We start from the raw sequence: 25,018 nt of genomic DNA on the forward strand, positions 1-25,018 counted from the left end.
GATGCGGGTGAGCAGCAGCGATGGTCGCTGCGGTAGGACGGCAGTCGCGACCGATCCGCCCGCTGACTCAGCCGGTGAACACCGGCACCACCAGCGCGATGCCCATCGTGACCAGCAGCACTGCGATGCCGGTGTCGAGGATGCGCCAGGCGCGCGGGGTGCGCAGCCAGCGCCCGAGGTAGCGGGCGCCGTAGCCGAGCGCGAAGAACCAGGTGATGCTGCCGATGATGGCCCCGGTGGCGAACAGCCAGCGCTGGTCGCCGTGCGTCGCGGCGATGCCGCCGATCAGCAGCACGGTGTCGAGGTACACGTTCGGGTTGAGCCAGGTGAACGCCAGGGTGGCGAGGATCACGGGTGCGAGGCGCGTCCTCGTGGCCAGGGCCGTGCCGCCACCGGGGGCCGTGCCCGCGGCTTCCGCGTCGGGATCGGCGACCAGCGACTCGCCGCCCGCCGCCCATGCGCGGCGGGCGGCGAAGATCCCGTATACGACCAGCGAGATGCCGCCGGCCCAGCGGGCGACGACGATCAGCCAGGGCGCGGAGTTCACGAGGTAGCCGAGACCGGCGGTGCCGGCCAGCACCAGCAGGGCGTCGGATGCCGCGCAGATCAGTACGACCGGCAACACGTGCTCGCGGCGCATGCCCTGGCGCAGGACGAAGACGTTCTGCGCGCCGACGGCGATGATCAGCGAGTACATGAGACCGAGGCCGGACAGGAGGGTGAGCACGGATCCACGCTAAGCGTCAGTCAGCATGAACTCCAGCGAAGAGAACTGCATCAGCATTAGCATTACTTATGTGCAGATCGACGCCCAGCTCGCCGCCACCGTCGCCGCTGTCATCGACGAGGGCAGCTTCGATGCCGCGGCGCGGCGACTGCATGTGACGCCCTCCGCGGTCAGCCAGCGCCTCAAGTCGCTCGAGCAGCAGCTGGGCAGGGTCGTGGTCGTGAGGTCGAAGCCGGTGCGCGCGACCGAGGCGGGCGAAGCACTGGTGCGCCTGGCGCGCCAGGTGGCGCTGCTCGAGCACGACACGATCACCGCCTTCGGCCTCTCGCCCGACGACGCGGGGGAGACCAGGGTGCGCGTGCCGCTCGCCGTGAACGCGGACTCGATGGCGACATGGTTCCTCCCGCCGATCGCCCGGGTGGCCCAGAAGCACGACATCGACGTGGATCTGCACCGCGACGATCAGAACTACACCGCCCGTCTGCTCGAGTCCGGAGAGGTGATGGCGGCGGTCACCTCGGAGAGCACCCCGGTCGGCGGATGCCGGGTCGAGCCGCTCGGCGTGCTGGAGTACCGTCCGATGGCGACGGCGGAGTACCTCGCGCGGTGGCTCCCCGACGAAGTGACCCCCGATGCCCTTGCCCGCGCTCCGTTCGTCGACTTCGATCGGCGTGACGAGCTGCAGCACGACTGGCTGCGCGCCCGCGGAGTCGACCCGTGGTCGGTGCCGCGGCACTACGTGCCGGCATCGTACGACTTCGCGCAGGCGGTGCGGCTCGGCTTGGGCTGGGCCCTCATCCCTGTCGTGCAGGGTGTCGAGGGGCTGGTCGACCTCGGCGGCCCGGCGACCCGGGTGCCGCTGTACTGGCAGCAGTGGAACCTGCGTTCCCCGCTGCTCGACGCCATCGCCGCGGAGGTCGCGGCCGAGGCATCCCGCGCCCTCGCTCCGCTGCGCTGAGGGCGCGGTGGCTGTGGGCGCGAGTGCACGGCTTGCTCGCGAGCGGACGGGTTGTTGGCGCGAGTACGTCGTGCACTCGGCAGGAAGGCGTGCACTCGGCACCGGGCCGGGCGGCGCGCGTTAGTCGGAGAGGGCCAGTGCGCGGAACATGTCGCGCTCGCGCAGCGCCTCGCGGGCGCTGGCGGCGGCGGGCGCCTGCTGGGGAGGACGCTGCCCTGTGGTGCGGTGGTACAGCTCGTCGATCAGGCGCGTGGCGAGGCCCACCAGCCGCCCGATCTCGCGGTCGTCTCGATCGATCCACACCGACTTCGGCTCGTCGTGGATCGGACGGAAGTCGTCGTGCTCCTCCCACACGAACAGCGTGCGCTCGGCGCCGAGCACGTGCTGCTGCCACCACACCTGACGCAGGTAGGTGCGCGGGATGGACCGCCACGACTTGTTCGTCGTCTTGATCTCGGCGAGCAGCACGCGGCCGTCCGCCTCCTGCACGATGCCGTCCGGGGTGGCCAGGTGCCGTTTCTCGACCTCGGCGCAGAACAGCGCGGACGAGGGCAGGATGCCGTGGGTCGCGGCGACCCACGCGGCGATCTCGGGTTCACGGCGGCGACCGTGGTCGGTGTAGGCGTTGCCGCCGAAGCGGGGGCCGGCACCGAGCTTGGAGTCGGCGGCCCGGGTGATGGACGCCTCGCTGGACAGTCCGGCGACATCCGTCGCGGTGATCCCTCGTGCCCTGGCCCGCAACCACGCGACCCGATCGCGGGAGTCCGCGACGATACGCGCTTCGAGTTCCGGGGTCACCTCACGAGGCTACCCCTGACCACAGGCATCCGCCCGCACACACGCCGCCCGCCCTGGCACGCTGTATGCGCGGAAGTCGGCGAGTGCACGGGATGCCGCCGAGTGCACGGGTCATGAGTGAGAACACCTCGTGCACACGCGAACAAGCCGTGCGCTCGGAAGACGCGATCTCGTTCTGCACCGGGCGAGATGCGGTGCGAAGCTTCCACAGGGCCGGGAAACAGGGGAGATCCTTCCTGTGTGGCGAGATCAGGATGTCGGATGCGAAACTCCGTCCTCGACCTCGCTCCGCAGATCCGCTCCCGTCGAATGATGCTGCTCGACGGCTGGACCGACCGAGGTCTGGCCGAGGCCGTGCGCGCCGGTGCGCTCCATCAGGTTCGTCGGGGCTGGTACATCGGAGGCGAGGAATGGCGGTCGATGTGGCCCGAAGACAGACATCGTGTTCATGTCATCGCCGTGTCGCGTGACGCGACAGGGGGAGCGGTCGCTGCGGGCCCGTCTGCCGCGGTGCTGTGGCGCATCCCGCTGTACCGCCTGCGGCTTCCGCAGGTGCATCTGATCACCGATGCGCCGAGGCGCATCTCCAGCGGCGGCGACGTCGTCCGTCATGTTGCTCCGTTGTCGGAGCTCGACACCGACGTCGTCGACGGCATCCGCTGCACGAGCCTGTCCCGCACGGTCTTCGATCTGATCCGCACGACTCCGCTCGAGGCCGCCGTCAGCGCAGCCGACGCGGCCGAGCGGATGATGGCTCAGCGAGGGAGGGAATGGGATCTGGATGCGGTCGAGTCGTGGCGCATGGCCATCGCGCAGCGCATCGCCGACGCATCCGGTGCGCGCGGTATCCGGCAGGCCCGCTGGGTCGCGGATTTCGCGGACGGGCGCGCGCAGTTGCCGGGAGAGAGCGTGAGCCGTCTGCATCTGCACCGGCTCGGATTCGCCCGTCCGCGGTTGCAGGTGCGGATCCCCGGCCCGAACGGCGCCCCGTTCTTCGTCGATTTCGGACTGGACGACGTCGACAGCTTCGGCGAGTTCGACGGCGAGACCAAATACAGTGACGAAGCTATGCGGCGGGGCAAGTCTGTCGAAGACGTGCTGCTCGAGGAGAAGCAGCGGGAGGACTGGATACGCGGACGGACGGGTCGACGTTTCGCGAGGTGGGGTTCGCCGCACATCGAGACAGTCCGCGTATTGGCGGCGCGTCTCCGTGCCTTCGGGATCACCCCGCCGTGACCTCGCGGCGACGCGAGTGCACGGGGATCTGCCGAGTGCACGACCTGTGCACGCGCGCAGGCCGTGCGTTCGCGAGCAAGTCGTGCGCTCGGCGGAATGGAGGGGGGAAGGGGAGAGGAGAGAAGGGAGGGGGCGATTTGGGCGGTGGCGCGGGATGCCTTAGAGTAGGAGCAACCGAAGACCGCCGGTCATCGTCGTGCGCGCAAGCGCGAGGCGATCGAAGCACTGCATCGCAGGGGCCCGCGCAGGTGTGCGAGATCAGTTTCCAGAGCTCCGTGCGCTTGCGCCGGAGCTTTCTTCATGCGGGGCCGGAGTCGAGGTCGATGTCCCACCTCCGTGAGGCATCTCGTACACATCAAGGAGTGACCATGGCGCAGAAGGATGCATCGGTCGCGGAGCTCACGAAGTCATTCGAGGACTCCAACGCCGTTCTGCTGACCGAGTACCGCGGTCTGACGGTTGCCCAGCTCAAGGAGCTGCGCAACAGCATCCGTCAGAACGCTGAGTACGCCGTGGTGAAGAACACGCTGACCAAGATCGCCGCGAACAACGCGGGGATCAGCGCTCTGGACGACGACCTCAAGGGACCGTCGGCCATCGCGTTCGTGCACGGCGACTTCGTCGCCACCGCGAAGGCCCTGCGTGACTTCGCCAAGGCCAACCCGCTTCTCGTGATCAAGGGCGGCATCTTCGAGGGCAACGCCCTCGACGCCGCCGAGGTCGACAAGTACGCCTCGCTGGAGAGCCGTGAGGTTCTGCTGGCGAAGGCCGCGGGCATGATGAAGGCGACGATGGGCAAGGCTGCAGCCACCATCGACGCGCTTCGCGAAAAGCTGGAGACCGCCGAAGCCGCGTGAGCGGCCTGGTGATCTTTTACCCCAAAACCCCATCAATCTAGGAGATACATCATGGCTAAGCTCACCACTGAGGAGCTGCTCGAGCAGTTCGCCGGCCTGACCCTCGTCGAGCTCAACGACTTCGTGAAGGCGTTCGAGGAGAAGTTCGAGGTCACCGCTGCTGCTCCGGTCGCCGTCGCCGGTGCTGCCGGTGGCGCTGCCGGTGCCGAGGCCGAGGAGGAGAAGGACGAGTTCGACGTCATCCTCGAGGCTGCCGGTGACAAGAAGATCCAGGTCATCAAGACCGTCCGCGAGCTGACCTCGCTGGGCCTCGGCGAGGCCAAGGCTCTCGTCGACGGCGCTCCGAAGCCCGTCCTGGAGGGTGCGAACAAGGAGGCCGCCGAGGCCGCCAAGACCGCCCTCGAGGAGGCCGGCGCCACGGTGACCCTGAAGTAATTCGCTTCACCGCGCTTTCGAAGGCCCCGGGAGAGATCCCGGGGCCTTCGTGCATCCTCGGCACTATCGGATGCCGGAGGTGGACGACCGTGCGACGAGTTCGATCGGCAGGGTCACCTGCGCAGGCGCGGCATCCGGGTGCTCCATGCGTGTGCGGAGCAGGCGCACGGCGGCGGCGCCCTGCTCGCGCGGATGCTGCCGCACCGTCGTCAGGGAGAACATCTCGGCGTGCTCGTGATCGTCGATTCCGATCACGCTGAGCTCCGCAGGGACGGCGATGCCGAGCCGGCGGGCGGCGACGATGCCGCCGATCGCCGCCTCGTCGCAGATGCCGACGAAGGCCGTCGGCCTCTTGCGCCGGTCGCCCAGCACCCGCACCGCCGCCTCGTAGCCACCGGGCATCGTCGGCGGACCGGATGCCTGTCTGACGTGCTCATCCAAGCCGGCGGCGATCATCGCCGCGCGGTAGCCGTCGAAGCGCCGCTTGTCGCCGACGGCATGGGTCGCGGCATCCGCCCGTCCGCCGAGCAGCACGATGTCGCGGTGTCCGAGATCGATGAGGTGCTCCGTCGCGATGCGCGCGGCGACGGCGTCGTCGATCGACACCGCGCTGGTGCCCTCGCTGTACGGCCCGATGCTGATGACGGGGGAGGACACCTGCAGCAGTCGCTCCAGCTCGTGCGCGCTGGGCTGGATGCCGACTGCGATGATGCCGTCGAACCGACGCCTGGGCAGGATGTGCTCGAAGAGTCGCGCCCGCTCCGCGGACCCCTCCCTGATGCCGTACAGCACGAGGTCGTACCCCTCGGCGAACAGGGCGTCCTGCACCCCGGCGAGCAGCTCGGCGAAGAACCAGCGGTCCAGCGACGGCATGATCACGCCGACGGACAGTGAGCGACCGGTCGCCAGGCTCATCGCCGACGAGTGAGCGACGTACGAGAGCTCGTCGGCGGCGGCCTGCACCCGGTCGCGGGTCTCGGGTGAGACGTAGCCGTTGCCGCTCAGCGCGCGGCTCGCAGTCGCCTTCGAGACCCCTGCGCGGGCGGCGACATCGGCGATCGTGCTCATGATTCCTCCGGTCCGCACACGGCTCCGGCACAGCGTATCGGAAGACGTGCATATACGGAACCGGTTCCATGGGTTAGGCTGTGGGAGCGCTCCCACGATGGGAGCAGATGGTTGCCCTGTTGTAACAGTCTCGGCATTGTGCCGGGGCACCGCGGCCGGATAGGTTGGGCTGGAAGCGGTTCCTGAACGGATGCCGCATGGCGACCGTCGAGCAATCGACAAGCACTCGAAGAGGAGAATTCACATGGCTTTGTCACAGCGATACCGCCTTCTTGCTCCGCTCGCCCTGGTCGGCGCCGCGGCGCTCGTCCTGACCGGTTGTGCGGAGGGCGACACCGGTGGCTCCGGCGACGATGGTGCCAAGACCGTCAAGATCGCCGGCGGCATCACCGGCTCCGAAGCGGATGCCCTCAACGAGTCCTTCGATCAGTTCACGAAGGACACCGGCATCAAGGTCGAGTACACCGGCGACAAGAGCTTCGAGGGCAACATCGTCACCAAGGTGACCGGTGGCTCGGCACCCGACGTGGCGATTGTCCCCCAGCCCGGTCTGCTGAACTCGCTCATCGACACCGGTGAGGTGAAGGAGGGCACCGACGCCGTCTCGAAGAACGTCGACGAGTACTGGGGCGAGGACTGGAAGTCCTACGGCAGTGCGGACGGCACGTTCTATGCGGCGCCGATGCTCGCCAACGTCAAGGGCTACGTCTGGTACCAGCCGGCGAAGTTCAAGGAGTGGGGCGTCGAGGTCCCGAAGACCTGGGACGAGCTGCTCACGCTCACCCAGACCATCCAGTCCAAGACCGGCACGCAGCCCTGGTGCGCAGGGTTCGAGTCCGGCGACGCCAGCGGATGGCCGGGCACGGACTGGATCGAGGACCTCGTGCTTCGCACCGCCGGCCCCGACGTCTACGACAAGTGGGTCTCCGGTGACGTGAAGTTCACCGACCCCGAGATCAAGAAGGCCTTCGACGAGACCGGCAAGATCCTGCTGAACGGCGACTACGTGAACGCCGGCTTCGGTGACGTGAAGAGCATCAACTCCACGCCGTTCGGCAACGACATCGCGGCGAAGGTCGCTGACGGCACCTGCGCGCTGACGCACCAGGCATCGTTCCTGACCGCGAACTTCCTCGCGGTGAAGAACGCCGATGGTGAGACCCCTGAGGTCGCGCCCGACGGCGACGTGTACGCGTTCGTGCTCCCGGGGATGACCGAGGGCGAGCAGGCGATCGAGGGCGGCGGCGAGTTCGTCACCCGCTTCTCGGACGACGACGCCACCAAGCAGGTCGTCGAGTACATGTCCACGCCGGAGTTCGCCGACGCCCGCGTGAAGCTCGGCGGAGCGATCTCGGCCAACAAGGGCGCCGACCCGGAGCTGGCATCCAGCGAGTTCCTCACCGACGCCATGAAGCTGCTGCAGGACCCGGCGACCACGTTCCGCTTCGACGCTTCCGACATGATGCCGGCGACGGTGGGCTCGGGATCGTTCTGGAAGGGCATGGTCAACTGGATCGACGGTCGTCCCACCGATCAGGTGCTGAAGGACATCCAGGCGGGCTACGAGAACTAGTCACGAGGGGCTGCGCTCCGGCAGGATGGGGTCGTCCGCATCGCGGACGGCCCCATCCGAGTCCGAAGACGCGCTCAGAAAGGCAGGGTCATGACTGATACCCGAACCCTCACGACCTCTGAGGAGACCGCTGCTGCGCCGCATTTCGCGCCGAAGCAGGGCAAGTACTCCGCCCGGGTGACCGGCGTGGTCGCCCTCATCATCGGCGTGCTGATCGTCGCGCTGTTTCTGTTCATGGTGACGCGCACGCCCCTGGAGGAGCCGAAGCCGACCTCGCTCGGCTTCTCACTGAACAGCTTCTTCATCTGGATCGGCGGACTCAGCCCGCTCGTGCAGATCCCCGTCGTCATCGCCGTGTTCGGCGTGGTCGTCGCACTCATCCTGGTGCTGATCGAGTACGCGCCGCGCCCCGGCACCGGCTACACGATCCTGCGCGTGGCGGCCTGCTTCGTCATCCCGCTGATCGCGTTCATGATGATGCGGCCCTATCAGGGGGCCGTGCTCTACGTGGTCGCGATCGCGCTGCTGGCGGGGGCGCTGCTGTTCTTCGCGGACTACCGCGCGAGGGCGGGCGCCGGCTACCTGTTCCAGTTGATCATCTTCCTCGCCCCGGCGGCGATCCTGCTGCTGGTCGGCCTGGTCTACCCGACCATCGCGACCTTCGTCCAGTCGTTCTTCGACAAGACCGGCAAGGAGTTCGTCGGACTGGACAACTACGTGTGGACCTTCACACAGCCCGAGGGCTTCTGGTCGGTGATCAACACGCTGATCTGGGCGCTGCTGGCTCCCACCATCTCGACGCTCATCGGACTGGCCTACGCGGTGTTCATCGACCGGGCGCACGGCGAGAAGATCCTGAAGGTGCTGGTGTTCATGCCGGTGGCCATCTCGTTCGTCGGCGCGGGCATCATCTGGAAATTCGTCTACGACTACCGGCAGGGCGACCAGATCGGCATCCTGAACGCCATCATCACCTGGTTCGGCGGGCAGCCGATCGGATGGCTTGACGCGACGCCGTTCATCAACACGTTCTGCCTGCTCGCGGTGTTCATCTGGAGCCAGACCGGCTTCGCGATGGTGTTCCTCTCCGCGGCGATCAAGGGCGTACCGGCCGAGCAGATCGAGGCGGCCGAGCTCGACGGCGCGAACGCCTGGGAGCGGTTCAGGAACGTCACCCTGCCCGGCATCCGCTCGTCGATGATCGTGGTGCTCACCACGATCACCATCGCATCGCTGAAGGTCTACGACATCGTCGCCAACATGACCGGCGGCCGGTCGAACTCGTCGGTGCTGGGCTTCGAGATGGTGAACCAGCAGCAGCGGTTCCAGAGCTACGGTCATTCGTCGGCGCTGGCCGTCGTGCTGTTCCTGTTCATGGTGCCGCTGATCGTGTACAACGTGCGCAACCTGCGCAAGCAGAGGGAGGTGCGCTGATGGCCACCGTGGACACCACACCCGCGCCGCGTTTCGACGGCAAGGAGGCCCGCCGGGTCGCGCGGCAGACGCGCAGGCTCGAGAACGAGGCACAGAAGAAGCTCGCCTCGAAGGGCGCCACGATCGTCGCGATCGTGATCGCCGTCGTCTGGACCATCCCGACGCTCGGTCTGTTCGTCACGTCGTTCCGTCCCGGTGCCGACTCGTCGGTCACCGGCTGGTGGACGGTCTTCGTGGATCCGAACTTCACGCTCTCCAACTATGCCGAGGCGCTCACCTCCGGCGGCACGGCGCTCACGCTGGCGGACTCGTTCATCAACTCGCTGGTGATCACGATCCCGGTGACGGTGTTCGCGATCGCCGTCGCCTCACTCGGCGCCTACGCGTTCGCGTGGATCCCGTTCCGTGGCAGGGGCTTCCTGTTCGTGGCGGTGTTCGCACTGCAGATCGTGCCGATCCAGATGACGCTGGTGCCGCTGCTCAGCCTGTTCTCCCGGGGGCTGACGGTCAACGGCGTGCAGATCTTCCCCGGGCTCGCGCTGCGCGACGTCGACCACAGCTTCGCGACCGTGTGGATCGCGCATACGATCTTCGCGATCCCGCTGGCGATCTTCCTGCTGCACAACTTCATCGCCGAGCTTCCCAGCGAGCTCATGGAGGCGGCGCGGGTGGACGGCGCAGGACACGGGCAGATCTTCTTCCGCATCATCCTGCCGCTGTCGATGCCGGTGATCGCGTCCTACGCGATCTTCCAGTTCATCTGGGTGTGGAACGACCTGCTGGTGGCGACGATCTTCGCGCCATCGAGTTCGCTGCCGTTGATGCAGACGCTGAACTCTCTGTCGGGATCGTGGGGCGACCGCTGGTTCCTGCAGTCCGCGGGAACGTTCATCTCCATCGTCGTGCCGCTGATCGTGTTCTTCGCGCTGCAGAGGTTCTTCGTGCGCGGCCTGCTGGCCGGAGCGACGAAGGGCTGAGCCCCGCACGAAAGGCCGCCGGGGACCGTCCGAGACGGATCCCGGCGGTCTTCGCGTGCGCGGGATGCCGGATAGAGTGGAGACTTCTCGAATCGATTCGGCAATCCGCCTCGAAAGGCCTCAGTGACAGACGAGCGCACCCCCACCGGCAGCATCCGCGCCATCACCGGCAGCATCCGCACCTCGACATCCACCGGAGCGATCCGCACCCTCGGGTCGAACCCGGCCACCGCGCCGGTCATGCTCCACCCGGGCGACGCGATCCCGACCGGTCGCAGGGTGCTCTACATCATCCTGCTCGGTGCGCTCACCGCGCTCGGCCCGTTCACGATCGACCTGTACCTGCCCGCGTTCCCGGTGCTGGAGAGCGACTTCCAGACCACCGCGGCGATGATCCAGCTCACGCTGACCGGCACCATGATCGGTTTCGCACTCGGCCAGCTGGTGGTGGGTCCGCTCAGCGACAAGGTCGGCCGCAGGGTGCCGCTGATCACGGTGACCGCCCTGCACGTGCTCGCCAGCGTCGCGGCGGCTCTCGCACCGAACCTGCTGCTGCTGGGCGGGGCGCGTGTGCTGATGGGGGTCGGCGCCGCGGCCGGCGGCGTGGTGGCGATGGCGATCGTGCGCGACCTGTTCGGCGGCAAGCGCCTCGTCGTCATGCTGTCGAGGCTCGCCCTGGTCTCGGGCGTCGCGCCCGTGGTCGCGCCGCTGATCGGATCGTGGCTGCTGACGGTCATGTCCTGGCATGGGATCTTCGTGGTGCTCGCCTGCTACGGCGCGGTCATGCTCATCACCACCGCGGTCTTCATCCCCGAGACCCTGCCCAAGGAGCGCCGTCAGGAGCGCGGCACCGGCACTGCTCTGCAGCGCTACCGCAGCGTGCTCACCGACCGGGTGTTCCTCGGTGTGCTCGTCATCGGCGGCATGACCTTCTCGGGTCTGTTCTCGTATCTCTCGGCTTCGCCGTTCCTGTTCCAGCAGACGCACGGCCTCGACCCGCAGCAGTACGGCCTGCTGTTCGCCGCGAACTCGCTCGGTGTGGTGCTGGGCGTGCAGACCGCCGCGCGTCTGGCCGCCCGGTTCGGGCCGCAGTGGGTGCTCGCGGTCTCGACGGCCATGCTGCTGATCTCGGGCGTTGCGATCATCGTGTGCGATCAGTTCGGGCTGGGTCTGTGGGGCACCGTGATCCCGCTCTTCGTGTTCATGACGTCGTGCGGGTTCAGCTTCCCCTGCGTGCAGGTGCTCGCGCTCGACCGGCACGGCAAGGCCGCGGGCACCGCGGCATCCATCCTCGGCGCGAGCAACAACGGCATCGCGGCGCTCATCTCGCCGGTCGTCGGTTGGATCGCACGGGATGCCGGGATCACCGCGACGACGATGGCGTCGGTCATGGCCGGATGCGCCGTCGTCGCGATCCTGTCACTCTGGCTGATCGTGCGCCCGCGCACGGTCGGGATGCTGGCTCCGTAGCACCTACCCCAGCAGGGTGAGCAGCACGTGCGAGGCGTCGACGGCTTCGACCTCGTGCGGCACGGAGGCGTCGACCTGGATCGCCCCTCCCGCGGAGAGGTCGTGCTCTGCACCCTCGACGCGGAACAGGACGCGACCGGACGCGACCTGCACCAGGATCGGCACGGGCGCGCGGTGCTCACGCAGCACCGTTCCGGCATCCATCGCCAGGGTCCGGATCTTGAACCTGTCGCCGTCCATCGTCTTGTGCGGGCGCACCCGGCCGGCCTCGATCGGGTAGCGGGCTGCGAGATCTGCGGCGGACGAGGCGATGAGGGTCATGGGCCGAGCATACGACCCGGTGATCGGGCGGAGATCACAGTTCGGACGGCGCGGAGACGGCGTGCCGGAGAGCGACACGCCGCACGGCGGACGGAGGGTCTGTGATTCCCGATGCTGAGGCCGGGCAGAATGGCACGATGGACAGGCGCACGGCAGGGATCACCGGTGGAGCTCTCGTGGTCGCGGCTGTGCTTCTCGGAGTGCTCGTGACTCTCGTGCCGGTCATGAGCGCACCGGATTCCGGCTGGCACGACCTGATGGTGGGGCTCCGGGCGCCTTGGATGATCGATGCCGCGCTGTTCTTCAACTGGATCGGCGGGGGATGGCGCGCGGTGCTCCTGGTACCGCTCGGCTTCGCCGCCGTGCTGCTGGTGCTCCGCCGCCGCATGGAGGCGCTGTTCGCGCTCACCGCCTTCGCCCTGAGCGCCGGGCTGGTCCAGGTCATCAAGCACATCGCGGGCCGCGCGAGGCCGGAGGACCTGCTCGTGCCATCGGACTTCGGTTCATTCCCCTCCGGGCATACGGCCAATGCGGCGACGATCGCCCTCGTGCTGTGGCTGATCGCGCCACGGGTCTGGGTCGCCGTCCTCGGTACCCTGTGGACGCTGGCGATGGCCCTCTCCCGCACGATCCTGAGCGTGCACTGGCTGACCGACACGATCGGCGGCATGCTGGTCGGCGCCGGAGCGCCCCTGCTGGTCGCCGCGCTGCTGTGGGGCTGGCTACGCTGGGATCGGCGTCCGCCGCAGGCGGAGCTCGCCGCCTGACCGAGGAGAATCCCGTGCCGCAGATCCGCCCGTACCGCCCGGCCGACCGTGACGGCCTCTACGACGTGTGCGTGAAGACCGCGGACTCCGGAGCGGACGCCACGGGCATCCTCTCGGACGACCGGCTCTGGGGCGACATCTGGGCGGTGCCCTACGCGGAGCGGCATCCCGATCTGTGCTGGGTCGTGGAGTCGGATGACGCACGGGTGATCGGCTACATCGTCGCCACGGACGACACGCTCTCGTTCGAGCGCTGGTTCCACGACGAGTGGTGGCCGACGCGCGTCGGCGAGTACCCCGAGCCACCGGTGCCGGGTCACCCGCGCCAGGACTGGGCGATGTCCTATGCGGCCGGCCGCGGCCGGAACGAGGAGCCGAACGCCGCCGAGTATCCGGCGCACCTGCACATCGACCTCCTTCCCGAGACCCAGGGCATGGGGCTGGGGCGCCGGCTCACGGAACTGCTGTTCGCCGAGCTCGCGGACCGCGGTGTCGCAGGGCTGCACCTGGGCATGAACCCGGACAACACCGGCGCCGGCAAGTTCTACGAGCGGCTCGGCATGCAGGTGCTGCCGTCCGGCGAGGGCGTGCGCGTGTACGGGGTGAGGTTCGGGGCACCCTCCGCGATCGGATAGACTGTTCAGGTTGTTCCTTGGTGACGTGTCCGAGCGGCCGAAGGAGCACGCTTGGAAAGCGTGTGTTGTGCAAGCAACCGCGGGTTCGAATCCCGCCGTCACCGCCATTCAGAGAAGGGCTCCCGCATCGCGGGGGCCCTTCTTCGCACCATCAGGAGGCCGCGTGAGCGCCATCATCGACGGAACGTACAACTCGCGCGACACCGGCGGGATGCCGCTTCGCGACGGCGGCACGACGCGATCCGGCGTGTTCTACCGCACCGATGCGCTCGCCGGTGTCACCGCCGCCGGGCTCGAGACTCTCGAGAACAGCCCCATCGGCGCGGTCGTCGACTTCCGCACCGACGTCGAGCGGGCTCAGGCGCCGGACCGGCTCCCTGCAGGTCGCGACATCCGGGTCGTGCAGCTGTCGATCCTGGAGGCGGCCCTGGCCATGCCCGCCGATCTCACGCTGGACGACGCGGCGACGAAGGCGCTGCTCTCGCGCATCCCGAGCCTGGCGGACCTCTATCGCGGCATGCTGCAGCACAGTCCTTCGGCGTTCGCCGAGGTCGCCCGCCTGATCGTGAACCCGCCGGATGCCGCGCATCCGGCGGTGCTCGTGCACTGCACCGCGGGCAAGGACCGCACCGGCGTGGCGGTCGCGCTGCTGCTCGACGCCATCGGCGTCGAGCGTGCGGCGATCGTCGCGGACTACGTATCGAGCCAGGCGAACCTCGCCGGCGAGTGGGCGGACGGGATGCTGGCGAGGATGACGGCGATGGGCGTGCCCGCACTGCCCGCGATCGTCGAGGTCGTCACCGGCACACCGCCGTCCGCGATCGAAGCGGCCTTCACATGGCTGGACGAACGCGGCGGCAGCGCGGAGTACCTCCTGAGCGGCGGACTCACCCCGGGCGAACTGGACGGCCTGCGCGAGCGCCTCGCCGGCTGAGCCTCGTCTCCAGCGCGGCATCCTAGAATCTCCTGGTGCCCACCCCGAAGATCGTGCTGTTCTATGCCTTCGCGCCGCTCGCCGACCCCGAGGCGATCCGGCTCTGGCAGCGGGACGTCTGCGAACTGCTGGGACTGCGCGGGCGCATCCTCATCTCGGCGCAGGGCATCAACGGCACGCTCGGCGGCGACCTGCCGAACGTGAAGAAGTGGCTGCGCCGGTTCCGCGAGCATCCGGCGTTCAAGACCGCCGACATCAAGTGGAGCGAGGGTACCGGCCTGGACGCCGACGGGCTGAGCCTGGACTTCCCGAAGCTCAGCGTGAAGGTGCGCGACGAGATCGTCTCGTTCGGCGCCCCCGACGAGCTCGCGGTGGACGACCACGGAGTGATCGGCGGGGGAGCGCGGCTGACCCCGGACGCCCTGCACGAACTGATGTCCGAGCGCGGCGACGAGGTCGTCTTCTTCGACGGGCGCAACGCCCTCGAGGCCGAGATCGGGCGCTTCCGGAACGCGATCGTGCCCGCGACCTCGACCACCCGCGACTTCGTCGGGCTGCTCGACAGCGGCGCCTACGACCACCTCAAGGGGAAGCCGGTCGTGACCTACTGCACCGGCGGCATCCGCTGCGAGGTGCTCTCCAGCCTAATGACCGCGCGCGGCTTCGGCGAGGTGTACCAACTCGAGGGCGGCATCGTCCGCTACGGCGAGCGGTTCGGCGACGACGGCCTGTGGGAGGGATCGCTGTACGTCTTCGACAAGCGGGGATCGATCGACTTCTCCGACCACGCCGCTGTGATCGGCACGTGCGCCGGATGCGGCTCGCCGACCAACCGCACGGCGAACTGCCCCGACGCGTCCTGCCGGCGCCAGTTCGTGGCGTGCGAGACCTGCGTCGCAGTGCCCTGCGAGGAGCACGCCGCCCAGGTCACTTCCCGGTGACGACGGCCGCGCCGTCCCGGCGGCGCGGCAGCAGTGAGCGCGGCACCAGCCGGGCGCCCAGGCGAGCCGGCGTACTGGACGACGCCCGCAGCGCGCGGTCGATCCGCGTCACCGCGCCGCCGAGACCGGATGCCTCATCCGCCGTCTCCGCGTAGGCCGCGCGCTCCACGGCACGGACGAGGGCCGCGACGTCCGCGGCATCCGCAGTGCTCTCGGCCACGATCCAGTCGCCGCGCGTGCGCGCGGTGTCGGCGTCCGACACCGGCATCCGCAGGTCGACCATGGTCGCCTGCAGCTCGCGCCAGGCGGCCAGGGCGTCTCCGGCCGCGGCCCGGCGCAGCCGCCCGAACTGCAGCGCCAGGCGGATCAGAGCGGGAATCAGCAGTGCCACGAGCAGTCCGAGCATCGTCCACAGGAACGGCGCGGGGTTCGCGGTCTGCAGAGTTCCGGTTCCGCCGTTCTGCGCTCCGGGGTCCTTGAGATCCTCGGTCGGTGCCGCCGAGGGCGTGTCGGTCGGCGCGGTGGTCGGTCGCTCGGCGTCCGGGAGGTCGTCGCCGCTGCCGCCGGCCGCGCTGAACTCGGTCGGCACTCCCAGCGTCGCAGTGGGCTCGAACGGCACCCAGCCGATGCCGTCGAAGTGCACCTCGGGCCAGGAGTGCAGCTGGTCGCTGTCCACCTGGAAGACGGTCCGGTCGTCGCGGCGCTCCTCCGTCGCCCGGCCCGGCAGATAGCCGACCACGATGCGCACCGGCATGCCCATGCTGCGCGCCATCAGTGCGAAGGCGCCGGCGAAGTGGATGCAGTACCCCGACCGCACTTCCAGGAACGACGCCACGGCCTCGGCGCCCGTCCCGTCGAATCCCTGGTCGACGGGGGTCTCCAGCGAGTAGGTGAACTGACTGCGGAACCAGTTCTGCAGCGTGATCAGGCGGTCGTAATCGTTCGTGGCGTTCGCGGTGACCTCGCGGACGGTCTCGGCGATCACGGGCGGAAGGTCCGCAGGGACATCGCCGACGTCGGCGCCCCCGGCGCTCGCGGCGCGGATCTGCTCGAGCGTGGGCAGCACGGCGGTGGATGTGACCGTGTAGTCGGCGCCGTCCGCGTTCCGCGTCTCCGACGAGGCGGTGCGGTTCCCGGGCATGGCCTCCCAGCCGTTCCCGAGGTCGGCTACCTTCTCAGCCGCGTAGGGCAGCGGCAGCCGCGAGCTCGACATGCCGGTCACCCGGATGGAGGTGTTCTGCTCCTCGACCTTCACGGAGGACGCCCAGTCCGGAGTGCCGAAGCCGTCGTCGATCGACTGCTTCGCCGGACGGTCCGGGCGCCAGACCTCGCCGTCGAAGCGCGAGAGCGTGGCCATGCGCAGATACGGCGGGTTCAGGGCGCTCGTGACGACGGACATCACGGGGACGCTCCGCGGACGGCGCAGATCGTCGCCCAGCCGAAGGCTCGCATCGACACGGACCGAGGGGCCGGTGCCGGGCAGCGTCGCCGACACGGGCATCCCGGGCGCGATGACCAGTGCGATCACCACCGCGACGGCGCCCACCGCGGTCGCCACCGCCCCAGAGCTGCGTCGGGGCGCGCGGTCGTCGTGCCGGGCACCGTACCGGAACAGGACGAGCACGAGCAGCGCGAGGAGCACGAACCACACGACATCGACGCCGTCGCCGATGATGATCATCGGCACGGCGCCGACAGTGGCGACCACGAGCGCGGTGGCGATCACGCAGCGCAGCGCGACGAGCTGATCCATGATGACGGCGAGCAGGCCGAAGGCGGCGCCGAGCAGCACCGCCATGCCCGTGGTGGCATCGATCGGTGCGACCCCGGCTGCCACCTCGCCGAAGGCCCGGCCGAGGTGTGCCGCAGCGAGGCGCAGCGCCGTCGGCGTCGGGACGATGCCGAACCAGGCGGCCTCGCGCACCAGCATCGTGGTCAGCACGAGCGTGACCACCACGAGCTGCGCGACCAGCGTCGTCCACCCGCGCACGGCGGCTCTGCGGCCACCGAGCAGTTTCCGGACCACGATTCCCGTGATCGCGGTGGCGATGATGACGACGACCACGACCAGGGTCCACCTGCCCGGCTGCACGGCGGCCGTGTACGGCCAGGCGGCGATCGCCGTCGCGCCGGCGGCCAGTAGTGCGGGCGCGACGGGGGCGGGCCTGGCGTCGGGATTGCGGACGCCCCAGGCGCTCTGCGGCGAGGGATCAGCCATGCAGCGCCCCCGGCATCGGGATGACGTCCTGCCAGGCATCCGCGAGGTCGGTGCCGGATTCGATCTCGGCCGTGCGCCAGCCGTGCGCGGCGGCGGCATGCAGAGCGCCCTCGCCGGGAGCGGCGGCGAACAGGATCGGGGCGGCCGCGCCTGCCGAGCGCAGCCGGTCGGCGTCGGTCTCGGTCACGGCGCCGGTGATGACGACGAGCGGACCGGGTGTCGATCCGCCGATCAGCGCCCCGATGTCGCGCGCCTCACCGCGCGGGGAGATCGTCGCGAGGGCCACCAGCAGGCCGTCCCGGTCGTCCTCGTGGCCGTGCAGCGATCCGAGCAGTTGTCCGGCGCTGTCGATCACGTCCACGCCGTAGCCGTCCTGCACGAGGCGGATCGCGACCGAGGCGCACAGCGAGACCGCGGTCTCGAACAGCGGATCCGGAGCGAGTGCCGGACGTGCCCAGCGTGAGGCGGCGCGGTCGAGCACGACCACGGCGTCGGGGCTCGCCTCCTCCTCTTCCTGACGCACCATCAGGTCGCCGCGGTGCGCGGTGGCGCGCCAGTGGATGCGGCGCATCGAGTCGCCGGGCACGTAGTGCCGCGGGGTGAGGTTGTCGCTGCCGGGGCCCAGGCGGCTGGACCGGGAGTGCGCGCTGCCCCCCGACGCCCCGACGCGCACCGGCAGCGGCTCGAGGGCGACCACCTGCGGCACGACGGTGATCGTGCTGGTGTCGCCGAACTGCTGCTCGCGCTGGGCGAGACCGAACGGATCGACGGTGCGCAGCAGCAGAGGACCGAGCGCCGAGACGCCGCGCCGCACACCGGTGACCTGGTAGCGCAGCGAGGTGCTGCCGCGCTCGTACTCCCCGGATGCCTCGCCGCTGACGGCGGCGGGGAGCTCGTCGCGCCAGAGACCGTAGGGGGTGCGCAGCGCCCGCAGATCGAAGCGCACCGTCACGCGTGAGGTCTCGCCGACCGTGAGCAGGTCCGTCGAGATCACCCGCGAGACCGCGCCGGCGCGTCGCGGCAGGTGCACGGCGATCGAGGCGACGATCGGCAGCGCGAACAGCAGTACCGCCAGGTAGATCAGCACGGGCGCGGCGATGAGGTTCGCCGCGATCACCAGCAGGATGCCGCACAGCAGGCACCCCACACCGCGCAGGGTGAGCGGACGCCGGCGCATGATCAGAGCCGCGCGGCGAGCGGCACGCGGACCCGGTCGAGGATCTGCGCCAGCGCGGCCTCGACGGGCTGGGCACCGGCGCGGTGCGCGCCACGCGCGGGCAGCAGCCGGTGTGCGAACACGGGGGAGAGCAGCTCGGCGAGATCGTCGGGGATGACGTAGTCTCGGCCGTCGAGGGCGGCGTGCACCTTCGCCGCGCGCACGAGCTGCAGAGTCGCCCGGGGGCTCGCGCCGAGGTGCAGGCTCGGGTCCATCCGGGTGGCCTGGGCGAGGGCGACGGCGTACTCCTCGACGGCCTCTGCGACGTGCACCCCGCGGGAGTGCGCGATCAGCGCGCGCACCGATGCCGCGTCGGCGACCGGGGCGACGGCGGACAACGGGTTGACGGTGTCGCGCTGGCGCAGCATGAGGGCCTCGGCGGCGGCATCCGGGTATCCCATCGAGATGCGCATCATGAAGCGGTCGCGCTGTGCCTCGGGCAGCGGGTAGGTGCCCTCCATCTCGAGCGGATTCTGCGTCGCGACGACGAGGAACGGATCGGGCAGCGTGTGCGTGGCGCCGTCGACGGTGACCTGGCCCTCCTCCATGGCCTCGAGCAGCGCCGACTGGGTCTTCGGCGAGGCCCGGTTGATCTCGTCGGCGATCACGATGTGGGCGAAGATCGCGCCCGGCTTGAACACGAACTCACGGTCGACCGGGTCGTAGACCGAGACGCCGGTGACGTCGCCGGGGAGCAGATCGGGGGTGAACTGGATGCGCCGCACCGTGGCATCCACGCTGGCGGCCAGCGCGCGGGCGAGCATCGTCTTGCCGACGCCGGGGACGTCCTCGATGAGCAGATGGCCCTCGGCGAGCAGGCAGACGAGGGCGCTGCGCACGGCGTCGGGCTTGCCGTCGATGACGGCGCTGACGGAGGCGATGATCCGCGAGGTCTGCGCAGCGAACTGCTCGGCCGTGATCGAGGGTGCGTCGTCGGTCATGGAGTCCCTTTCGCCCGTCAGTGCGCGTGGTTCGATCGTAACGCCCCGGTGGGCGGCTCGGACCTCCTCGGATGTCCGTTAGACTGTTCAACGGCTCTCCGCGTGACGACACCCAGGCCAATTCCCCCAGGACGGAAACGTAGCAAGGGTAACCGGGCTCTGTCGGGTGCGCGGAGGGTCTTTTCTTTGCCTGTTTCCGTTCTGTTCACAGCGGATGCTGGCACGATGGCGAGCATGCATGCCACCAGTCGGGCGGCCGCCGCACGGCGCCGCAGGAGCAGGACACGTCGTCCGGTCCGCCGGCCGAGCCGTGCTTCGACTGCGCGCCGCCGTTCCGCACGCAGCGCCCTGCGCGCTCGCCGCTGGCGCGGGTTCGCGATCGGCGGGCTGATCGTCGCGGTCGCCGCGCTGCTGGTGATGGTCCCGCTGCGGATGGCTGAGCAGCCTCCGCTGTGCGCGGCGGACCCGGCATCCTTCCCCGCTGCCGGCGTGGCAGGCTGGCAGGGCGATCAGCTCGAGAACGCGGCGACGATCGTGCAGACGGCGCGGGCGCTGGGCTTCGCGCGCGACGGGCAGATCCTCGGTGTGATGACCGCGATGGGCGAGAGCAGCCTGCGCAACATCGACTACGGCGACTGGGAGACGATCGGCTTCACCAACCCCGACGGCAGCCGCACGACCAGCATCGGCCTGTTCCAGCAGCAGAAGTGGTGGGGGAGCGTCGAGACCCGGATGGATCCCGCCGGTGCCGCCGGGCTGTTCTACGCGAAGCTGGCGACGCTGGACGGCTGGCAGAGCATGCCGCCGACCCAGGCGATCCACCGCGTGCAGGTGAACACCGACCGTGACTACTACGCGCAGTTCCAGGACGACGCGACCGCCGTGGTGGATGCGCTCTCCGGGGCGTGCGTCTGATGCTTCGGACCGCGTCGCGGTGACGATAGCGTGAAGCGCATGACATCGGACACACGACGCATCGAGCTGAACCTGCACAGGCCCAGGTTCGCGCTCTACGCCGGAATCCGTCCGACACTCGTGATCGGCGGCCGAGGGCAGCCCAGCCAGTGGGGCGTCGGTACATGGCAGGTGTCGGCCGCACGTCCCGAGCGGCTCGAGGTGTTCCTGTTCAACCGGATGTGGCGATTCGGTCAGGCCGAGATCACGCTCTCACCGGCTGACGCAGGCGAACTCGTGTACCGGGCGCCGGTGCTTCCGTTCGGACGGGGCGAGCTGCGGGTGCAGTAGTGCGCCCAGGTCAGGGGGTGCTCCTGACGGATTCCCCGGTCCTGGCCGATGGCCGTGGGTCAGCACCCCGGCATAGGCTGGCCCCGTGGCGCAGAGCATCTACATCACCTCCGCCGAGGGGCACACCGGCAAATCCACGATCGCGCTCGGAGTGCTCGACGCGCTGATGCGCGTCTCGCCACGGGTGGGGGTGTTCCGGCCCATCGCGCGTTCGACCAGCGAGCGCGACGACATCCTCGAGCTGCTGATCGCCCATGACGGCGTGCAGCTCGGCTACGACGAGTGCATCGGCGTCACCTATGACGATGTGCGGGCCGACCCCGACGCCGCGCTCGCCGCGATCGTCGCGCGTTTCAAGGCCGTCGAGGCGCAGTGCGACGCCGTCGTCGTGCTCGGCAGCGACTACACCGACGTCGCCAGCCCTGCCGAGCTCGGCTACAACGCCCGCGTCGCCGCGAACCTCGGCGCCCCGGTGCTGCTGGTGCTCTCCGGCCGCGACCAGCAGACCCAGGCGGAGCGGCTCGGGACCACCACCGCCCGTACACCGGCGCAGGTCGGTCAGATGGCCTCGCTCGCGATGGCCGAGCTCGCCGCGGAGCGCGCCGAGCTGTTCGCCGTGATCGTCAACCGCGCCGACCCGGATGCCCTGGAGCCGACGATCGAGGTCGTCGAGGCAGCCCCGCACAAGCGCACCCCGGTGTGGGCGATCCCGGAGGACCGCTCGCTCGTGGCGCCCTCCATGCGCGGCGTGCTGCGCGCGGTGGACGGACGACTGCTCAAGGGCGATCCGGCCCTGCTCGATCGCGAGGCCCTCGACGTCGTCATCTCGGGCATGTCGATGGTCAACGTGCTGCCGCGCATCACCGAGGGCGCTGTCGTGGTGATCGCCGCCGACCGCACGGAGGTGCTGCTCGCCGCCCTGCTGGCATCCGCCTCCGGCACCTTCCCGCAGATCGCGGGCATCGTGCTGAACGGCCCGTTCGAACTGCCAGAGCCCATCGAGCAGCTACTGGAGGGCTTCGAGATCGGCGTGCCGATCGTCGCGACCGACCTCGGCACCTTCGACACGGCGACCCGCATCATGAACACACGCGGCCGACTCAGCGTGCATTCCGGACAGCGCTACGACAAGGCGCTCGCGCTGTTCCAGCGACACGTCGACCTCACCGAGCTGACCATCGAGCTGGGCCTGGCGGAATCGTCGGTCGTCACGCCGCTGATGTTCGAGTACGGGCTTATCGAGCGGGCCCGCGCCGACCGCAAGCGCATCGTGCTGCCCGAGGGAGGTGACGATCGCATCCTGCGTGCCGCCGCGATCCTGCTCGCGAGAGACGTCGCCGACCTGACCATCCTCGGCGACGAGAGCGACATCCGCGCCAGGGCATCCTCCCTCGGTCTCGACCTCGACACCGCGCAGATCATCAGTCCCACCGACCCGGCCCTCGTCGAGCGCTTCGCCGCCGAGTATGCGCGGCTGCGCGCGCACAAGGGCGTCACGCTGCAGCAGGCATCCGACACCGTCACCGACGTGTCGTACTTCGGCACGATGATGGTGCATCTCGGCCTCGCCGACGGCATGGTCTCGGGGGCGGCGCACACCACCGCGCACACGATCCGCCCGGCGTTCGAGATCATCAAGACCCGGCCGGGCGTCGAAGTCGTCTCGAGCGTGTTCCTGATGGCACTCGCGGATCGGGTACTCGTCTACGGCGACTGCGCGGTGATCCCCGAGCCCACCAGCGTGCAGCTGGCCGACATCGCCATCTCGTCGGCCGCGACGGCGCGGCAGTTCGGCATCGACCCGCGGGTGGCGATGCTGTCGTACTCGACGGGGGAGTCCGGCTCGGGCGCCGAGGTCGACAAGGTGCGCGCGGCCACCGCCCTGGTCCGCGAGCGCGCGCCCGAGCTGCCCGTCGAGGGGCCGATCCAGTACGACGCCGCGGCCGACGCCGCCGTCGCACGGGCCAAGCTGCCCGACTCGGCCGTGGCGGGACGCGCGACGGTCTTCGTCTTCCCCGACCTGAACACCGGCAACAACACGTACAAGGCGGTGCAGCGCTCGGCCGGCGCCGTGGCGATGGGCCCGGTGCTGCAGGGGCTGAACCGGCCGATCAACGACCTCAGCCGCGGCGCGCTCGTGGAGGACATCGTGAACACCGTCGCGATCACCGCGATCCAGGCGCAGGGACAGACGCAGGGAGAGAACCGATGACCGCCGTCCTCGTGATCAACAGCGGCTCCTCGTCGCTGAAGTACAGCCTGCTCGACATGGATCGCGAGACCGAGCTCGCGAGCGGCCTGATCGAACGGATCGGCCAGTCCAGCGGAGTCGTGTCGCACACGATCCGTCAGGCGGCGGGGCCCGGCGAGCCCGCCACCACCATGCTGGACGCCACGGCGAAGGACGAGCGCCCCGTCGCCGACCACGACGTCGCGTTCGCGGTCATGCTGGAGCAGTTCGCCGCGCACGGTCCGTCGCTCGACGAGCATCCGCCGGTCGCGGTCGGGCACCGGGTCGTGCACGGGGGCGCCCGGTTCTTCAAGCCCACCGTGATCACACCACTGGTCGAGATCAACATCGAAGACCTCGCGGTGCTCGCCCCGCTGCACAACCCGGCCAACGTCGCCGGCATCCGCTCCGCGCGCAAGGCGTTCCCCACGGTGCCGCACGTCGCCGTGTTCGACACGGCATTCCACCAGACCCTGCCGCCGGCCGCGTACACCTACGCGATCGATGCGGATCTCGCGCACGCGCATCGCGTGCGCCGGTACGGGTTCCACGGCACCAGCCACAAGTACGTCAGCGAGCAGGCCGCCGCCTTCCTCGGCCGCGATCTCGCCGACCTGCGCCAGATCGTGTTCCACCTCGGCAATGGGGCATCCGTCACGGCGATCCGCGGCGGCGAGTCCGTCGAGACCTCGATGGGGCTCACACCGCTCGAGGGACTCGTGATGGGCACCAGGTCCGGCGACATCGACGCCGCAGCCCTGTTGCACCTGGCCCGCCGCGCGGGCATGGGAACGTCGGATCTGGACACCCTGCTGAACAAGCGCAGCGGCCTGCTCGGGCTGGCCGGGCGCAGCGACATGCGCGACATCCTCGCCGGGCGCGAAGCGGGAGAGGATGCCGCGACGCTGGCCTACGACGTCTACATCCACCGTCTGCGCGCCTATGCCGGCGCGTACATCGCGCAGCTCGGCGGCGTCGACGTGATCTCGTTCACTGCGGGAGTCGGCGAGAACGCCGCGCCGGTGCGCGCGGACGCGCTCGCGACGCTGGGCTTCCTCGGCCTGCGCATCGATCCCGAGCGGAACGCCCAGCGCGGCGGCATCCGGCGCATCTCCGCGGACGACTCGTCGGTCGAGGTGCTCGTGGTGCCTACCGACGAGGAACTGGAGATCGCGCGGCAGACGCTCGCCGTGGTCTGACGGGCCCTGTCGCCACTACGCTGGAACCGGTCCCATTCCGATCGACGACAAGGGAGAACCGTGCCCGAGTCCCTGCCCGACCTTCGTGCCGCCGCCGGAGTCCTCTTCGACCTCGACGGCGTGCTCACCCCCACGGCCGAAGTGCACATGCGCGCCTGGCAGGCCGTGTTCGACGACGTGTTCGCGCAGTGGGGCATCACGCCGCCCTACACGGACGACGACTACTACGCGCACGTCGACGGCAAGAAGCGCTACGACGGGGTCGCCGCCGTGATGCACAGCCGCAACGTGGAGATCCCGTGGGGGCACGTCGACGACGCTCCCACCGAGGACACGATCTGCGGCATCGGCAACCGCAAGAACGCCGCCTTCGCCGCCGAGCTGCGCAGCGGCGGCATCGCCCCGTACCCGGGATCGCTCGCGCTGATCGAGCAGTTGCGGGATGCCGGCATCCCGATGGGCGTCGTGTCGAGCTCGAAGAACGCCGAGGAGGTGCTCGGCTCCGCCGGCATCCGCTCCTTCTTCACCGTCGTCGTCGACGGGGTGGTCGCCGAGCGCGACCACCTCGCGTCCAAGCCCGCGCCGGACATGTTCCGCGCCGGCGCCCTGGCGCTGGGCGTCGAGCCCGCCGAGGCAGCCGCCGTGGAGGACGCGGTGTCGGGCGCGGCATCCGCGGCATCCGCCGGATACGGCGTCGTCATCGGCGTCGATCGCGGAGCCGGCGAGGCCGCCCTGCGGGATGCGGGCGCGACGAGTATCGTCGATGATCTCGCCCGCCTGCTGGCATCCTGATCCCTTCGTCCTGAGCCCTTCGTCCGAATCCCGATCCACGGAGACC

At 69.6% G+C, this 25,018-nt stretch carries 24 protein-coding genes, 1 tRNA gene and 1 other RNA gene; 19 read left to right on the forward strand and 7 right to left on the reverse strand.

Translation table 11 applies throughout. From position 1 onward, the window contains the following. Positions 1 to 67: 67 nt before the first annotated feature. On the reverse strand, positions 68 to 727 hold the full coding sequence (locus GON06_RS01655) for a LysE/ArgO family amino acid transporter (RefSeq protein WP_332837063.1): 660 nt from the start codon (positions 725 to 727) through the stop codon (positions 68 to 70). A 25-nt stretch (positions 728 to 752) separates the two neighbouring features. On the opposite strand from GON06_RS01655, the gene GON06_RS01660 reads away from it, so the two are divergent. Next, on the forward strand, positions 753 to 1,685 hold the full coding sequence (locus GON06_RS01660; protein ID WP_157310549.1) for a LysR family transcriptional regulator ArgP: 933 nt from the start codon (positions 753 to 755) through the stop codon (positions 1,683 to 1,685). Between the two features lie 120 nt (positions 1,686 to 1,805). Here GON06_RS01660 and GON06_RS01665 read toward each other — a convergent pair whose 3' ends face one another. Beyond that, positions 1,806 to 2,483: a YqaJ viral recombinase family protein gene (locus GON06_RS01665; protein WP_332837064.1), complete on the reverse strand. Its 678-nt coding sequence runs from the start codon at positions 2,481 to 2,483 to the stop codon at positions 1,806 to 1,808. Between the two features lie 261 nt (positions 2,484 to 2,744). On the opposite strand from GON06_RS01665, the gene GON06_RS01670 reads away from it, so the two are divergent. From GON06_RS01670 to rplL, 3 genes are all read left to right on the forward strand, one after another. After that, positions 2,745 to 3,719 (forward strand): hypothetical protein, encoded by a 975-nt coding sequence (locus GON06_RS01670; protein WP_157310550.1) that lies wholly within the window; start codon positions 2,745 to 2,747, stop codon positions 3,717 to 3,719. Between the two features lie 368 nt (positions 3,720 to 4,087). After that, positions 4,088 to 4,576, forward strand: coding sequence for a 50S ribosomal protein L10 (gene rplJ / locus GON06_RS01675; protein WP_116241817.1), 489 nt, complete (start codon positions 4,088 to 4,090; stop codon positions 4,574 to 4,576). 51 nt (positions 4,577 to 4,627) lie between these two features. Further along, positions 4,628 to 5,011, forward strand: a complete 384-nt coding sequence (gene rplL / locus GON06_RS01680; protein ID WP_157310551.1) for a 50S ribosomal protein L7/L12 — start codon at positions 4,628 to 4,630, stop codon at positions 5,009 to 5,011. A 63-nt stretch (positions 5,012 to 5,074) separates the two neighbouring features. Here the strand turns inward: rplL and GON06_RS01685 are convergent, their stop codons facing one another. Next, on the reverse strand, positions 5,075 to 6,079 hold the full coding sequence (locus GON06_RS01685) for a LacI family DNA-binding transcriptional regulator (protein WP_157310552.1): 1,005 nt from the start codon (positions 6,077 to 6,079) through the stop codon (positions 5,075 to 5,077). 244 nt (positions 6,080 to 6,323) lie between these two features. Here GON06_RS01685 and GON06_RS01690 point away from each other — a divergent pair, with 244 nt between their 5' ends. From GON06_RS01690 to GON06_RS01705, 4 genes are all read left to right on the forward strand, one after another. Further along, on the forward strand, positions 6,324 to 7,652 hold the full coding sequence (locus tag GON06_RS01690) for an ABC transporter substrate-binding protein (RefSeq protein ID WP_157310553.1): 1,329 nt from the start codon (positions 6,324 to 6,326) through the stop codon (positions 7,650 to 7,652). Between the two features lie 90 nt (positions 7,653 to 7,742). Beyond that, the gene (locus GON06_RS01695; RefSeq protein ID WP_157310554.1) at positions 7,743 to 9,086 is read left to right on the forward strand and encodes a carbohydrate ABC transporter permease; all 1,344 of its coding nucleotides are present in this window, start codon (positions 7,743 to 7,745) and stop codon (positions 9,084 to 9,086) included. Continuing rightward, positions 9,086 to 10,063, forward strand: a complete 978-nt coding sequence (locus GON06_RS01700) for a carbohydrate ABC transporter permease (RefSeq protein WP_157310555.1) — start codon at positions 9,086 to 9,088, stop codon at positions 10,061 to 10,063. The genes GON06_RS01695 and GON06_RS01700 overlap by 1 nt, the downstream gene beginning before the upstream one ends. 240 nt (positions 10,064 to 10,303) lie before the next feature. Beyond that, entirely contained in the window at positions 10,304 to 11,533 is a 1,230-nt protein-coding gene (locus GON06_RS01705; protein WP_157310693.1) for a multidrug effflux MFS transporter, read from the forward strand. A gap of 3 nt (positions 11,534 to 11,536) precedes the next feature. Here GON06_RS01705 and GON06_RS01710 read toward each other — a convergent pair whose 3' ends face one another. Then, the gene (locus tag GON06_RS01710) at positions 11,537 to 11,854 is read right to left on the reverse strand and encodes a cupin domain-containing protein (protein ID WP_157310556.1); all 318 of its coding nucleotides are present in this window, start codon (positions 11,852 to 11,854) and stop codon (positions 11,537 to 11,539) included. 137 nt (positions 11,855 to 11,991) lie between these two features. Between GON06_RS01710 and GON06_RS01715 the strand changes: the two genes are divergently transcribed. From GON06_RS01715 to trhO, 5 genes are all read left to right on the forward strand, one after another. Next, positions 11,992 to 12,621: a phosphatase PAP2 family protein gene (locus GON06_RS01715; RefSeq protein ID WP_157310557.1), complete on the forward strand. Its 630-nt coding sequence runs from the start codon at positions 11,992 to 11,994 to the stop codon at positions 12,619 to 12,621. 14 nt (positions 12,622 to 12,635) lie between these two features. Then, a complete protein-coding gene (locus tag GON06_RS01720; RefSeq protein WP_332837065.1) occupies positions 12,636 to 13,256 on the forward strand; it encodes a GNAT family N-acetyltransferase in 621 nt (206 codons plus the stop codon). A 19-nt stretch (positions 13,257 to 13,275) separates the two neighbouring features. Beyond that, positions 13,276 to 13,363 (forward strand) — tRNA-Ser (locus tag GON06_RS01725). 56 nt (positions 13,364 to 13,419) lie between these two features. Beyond that, complete coding sequence (locus GON06_RS01730; RefSeq protein ID WP_157310558.1) at positions 13,420 to 14,190, forward strand: tyrosine-protein phosphatase; 771 nt, start codon at positions 13,420 to 13,422, stop codon at positions 14,188 to 14,190. Between the two features lie 35 nt (positions 14,191 to 14,225). Continuing rightward, positions 14,226 to 15,131 carry an oxygen-dependent tRNA uridine(34) hydroxylase TrhO gene (gene trhO / locus GON06_RS01735; RefSeq protein WP_332837066.1) on the forward strand — a complete coding sequence of 302 codons (906 nt, stop codon included), beginning with the start codon at positions 14,226 to 14,228 and terminating at the stop codon, positions 15,129 to 15,131. Here trhO and GON06_RS01740 read toward each other — a convergent pair. From GON06_RS01740 to GON06_RS01750, 3 genes are read right to left on the reverse strand one after another with little or no spacing between them, the layout of a single operon-like run. After that, positions 15,118 to 17,349, reverse strand: a complete 2,232-nt coding sequence (locus GON06_RS01740; protein WP_157310559.1) for a transglutaminase family protein — start codon at positions 17,347 to 17,349, stop codon at positions 15,118 to 15,120. The two genes, trhO and GON06_RS01740, sit on opposite strands and share 14 nt — an antisense overlap. Next, positions 17,342 to 18,526: a DUF58 domain-containing protein gene (locus GON06_RS01745; protein ID WP_157310560.1), complete on the reverse strand. Its 1,185-nt coding sequence runs from the start codon at positions 18,524 to 18,526 to the stop codon at positions 17,342 to 17,344. Before GON06_RS01745 ends, GON06_RS01740 begins: the two co-directional genes overlap by 8 nt. A 2-nt stretch (positions 18,527 to 18,528) precedes the next feature. Further along, positions 18,529 to 19,506 carry an AAA family ATPase gene (locus GON06_RS01750; RefSeq protein WP_157310561.1) on the reverse strand — a complete coding sequence of 326 codons (978 nt, stop codon included), beginning with the start codon at positions 19,504 to 19,506 and terminating at the stop codon, positions 18,529 to 18,531. A gap of 89 nt (positions 19,507 to 19,595) precedes the next feature. On the opposite strand from GON06_RS01750, the gene ffs reads away from it, so the two are divergent. The 6 genes from ffs (at position 19,596) to GON06_RS01780 (ending at position 24,972) form a co-directional block, all read left to right on the forward strand. Continuing rightward, an RNA gene (gene ffs / locus GON06_RS01755) (signal recognition particle sRNA small type) lies at positions 19,596 to 19,692 on the forward strand. A 48-nt stretch (positions 19,693 to 19,740) separates the two neighbouring features. Further along, on the forward strand, positions 19,741 to 20,421 hold the full coding sequence (locus tag GON06_RS01760; protein ID WP_157310562.1) for a hypothetical protein: 681 nt from the start codon (positions 19,741 to 19,743) through the stop codon (positions 20,419 to 20,421). A 39-nt stretch (positions 20,422 to 20,460) separates the two neighbouring features. Then, a complete protein-coding gene (locus GON06_RS01765) occupies positions 20,461 to 20,751 on the forward strand; it encodes a hypothetical protein (protein WP_157310563.1) in 291 nt (96 codons plus the stop codon). An 85-nt stretch (positions 20,752 to 20,836) separates the two neighbouring features. Then, positions 20,837 to 22,963: a phosphate acetyltransferase gene (gene pta, locus GON06_RS01770; RefSeq protein ID WP_332837067.1), complete on the forward strand. Its 2,127-nt coding sequence runs from the start codon at positions 20,837 to 20,839 to the stop codon at positions 22,961 to 22,963. Beyond that, entirely contained in the window at positions 22,960 to 24,180 is a 1,221-nt protein-coding gene (locus GON06_RS01775; protein ID WP_157310564.1) for an acetate/propionate family kinase, read from the forward strand. Before pta ends, GON06_RS01775 begins: the two co-directional genes overlap by 4 nt. A gap of 60 nt (positions 24,181 to 24,240) precedes the next feature. Next, positions 24,241 to 24,972 carry an HAD family hydrolase gene (locus GON06_RS01780; protein ID WP_332837068.1) on the forward strand — a complete coding sequence of 244 codons (732 nt, stop codon included), beginning with the start codon at positions 24,241 to 24,243 and terminating at the stop codon, positions 24,970 to 24,972. Positions 24,973 to 25,018 lie beyond the last annotated feature (46 nt).

Source organism: Microbacterium sp. MAH-37, from assembly GCF_009758255.1.
Taxonomy (GTDB): domain Bacteria; phylum Actinomycetota; class Actinomycetes; order Actinomycetales; family Microbacteriaceae; genus Microbacterium.

Excerpts from the sequence above, each read along its gene's own strand:
- GON06_RS01660 (WP_157310549.1), top strand. The coding sequence starts at position 753 with ATGAACTCCAGCGAAGAGAACTGCATCAGCATTAGCATTACTTATGTG.
- GON06_RS01670 (WP_157310550.1), top strand. The coding sequence starts at position 2,745 with ATGCGAAACTCCGTCCTCGACCTCGCTCCGCAGATCCGCTCCCGTCGA.
- rplJ (WP_116241817.1), top strand. The coding sequence starts at position 4,088 with ATGGCGCAGAAGGATGCATCGGTCGCGGAGCTCACGAAGTCATTCGAG.
- rplL (WP_157310551.1), top strand. The coding sequence starts at position 4,628 with ATGGCTAAGCTCACCACTGAGGAGCTGCTCGAGCAGTTCGCCGGCCTG.
- GON06_RS01685 (WP_157310552.1), bottom strand. The coding sequence starts at position 6,079 with ATGAGCACGATCGCCGATGTCGCCGCCCGCGCAGGGGTCTCGAAGGCG.
- GON06_RS01690 (WP_157310553.1), top strand. The coding sequence starts at position 6,324 with ATGGCTTTGTCACAGCGATACCGCCTTCTTGCTCCGCTCGCCCTGGTC.
- GON06_RS01695 (WP_157310554.1), top strand. The coding sequence starts at position 7,743 with ATGACTGATACCCGAACCCTCACGACCTCTGAGGAGACCGCTGCTGCG.
- GON06_RS01700 (WP_157310555.1), top strand. The coding sequence starts at position 9,086 with ATGGCCACCGTGGACACCACACCCGCGCCGCGTTTCGACGGCAAGGAG.
- GON06_RS01705 (WP_157310693.1), top strand. The coding sequence starts at position 10,304 with ATGCTCCACCCGGGCGACGCGATCCCGACCGGTCGCAGGGTGCTCTAC.
- GON06_RS01710 (WP_157310556.1), bottom strand. The coding sequence starts at position 11,854 with ATGACCCTCATCGCCTCGTCCGCCGCAGATCTCGCAGCCCGCTACCCG.
- GON06_RS01715 (WP_157310557.1), top strand. The coding sequence starts at position 11,992 with ATGGACAGGCGCACGGCAGGGATCACCGGTGGAGCTCTCGTGGTCGCG.
- GON06_RS01740 (WP_157310559.1), bottom strand. The coding sequence starts at position 17,349 with ATGGCTGATCCCTCGCCGCAGAGCGCCTGGGGCGTCCGCAATCCCGAC.
- GON06_RS01745 (WP_157310560.1), bottom strand. The coding sequence starts at position 18,526 with ATGCGCCGGCGTCCGCTCACCCTGCGCGGTGTGGGGTGCCTGCTGTGC.
- GON06_RS01750 (WP_157310561.1), bottom strand. The coding sequence starts at position 19,506 with ATGACCGACGACGCACCCTCGATCACGGCCGAGCAGTTCGCTGCGCAG.
- GON06_RS01760 (WP_157310562.1), top strand. The coding sequence starts at position 19,741 with ATGCATGCCACCAGTCGGGCGGCCGCCGCACGGCGCCGCAGGAGCAGG.
- GON06_RS01765 (WP_157310563.1), top strand. The coding sequence starts at position 20,461 with ATGACATCGGACACACGACGCATCGAGCTGAACCTGCACAGGCCCAGG.
- GON06_RS01775 (WP_157310564.1), top strand. The coding sequence starts at position 22,960 with ATGACCGCCGTCCTCGTGATCAACAGCGGCTCCTCGTCGCTGAAGTAC.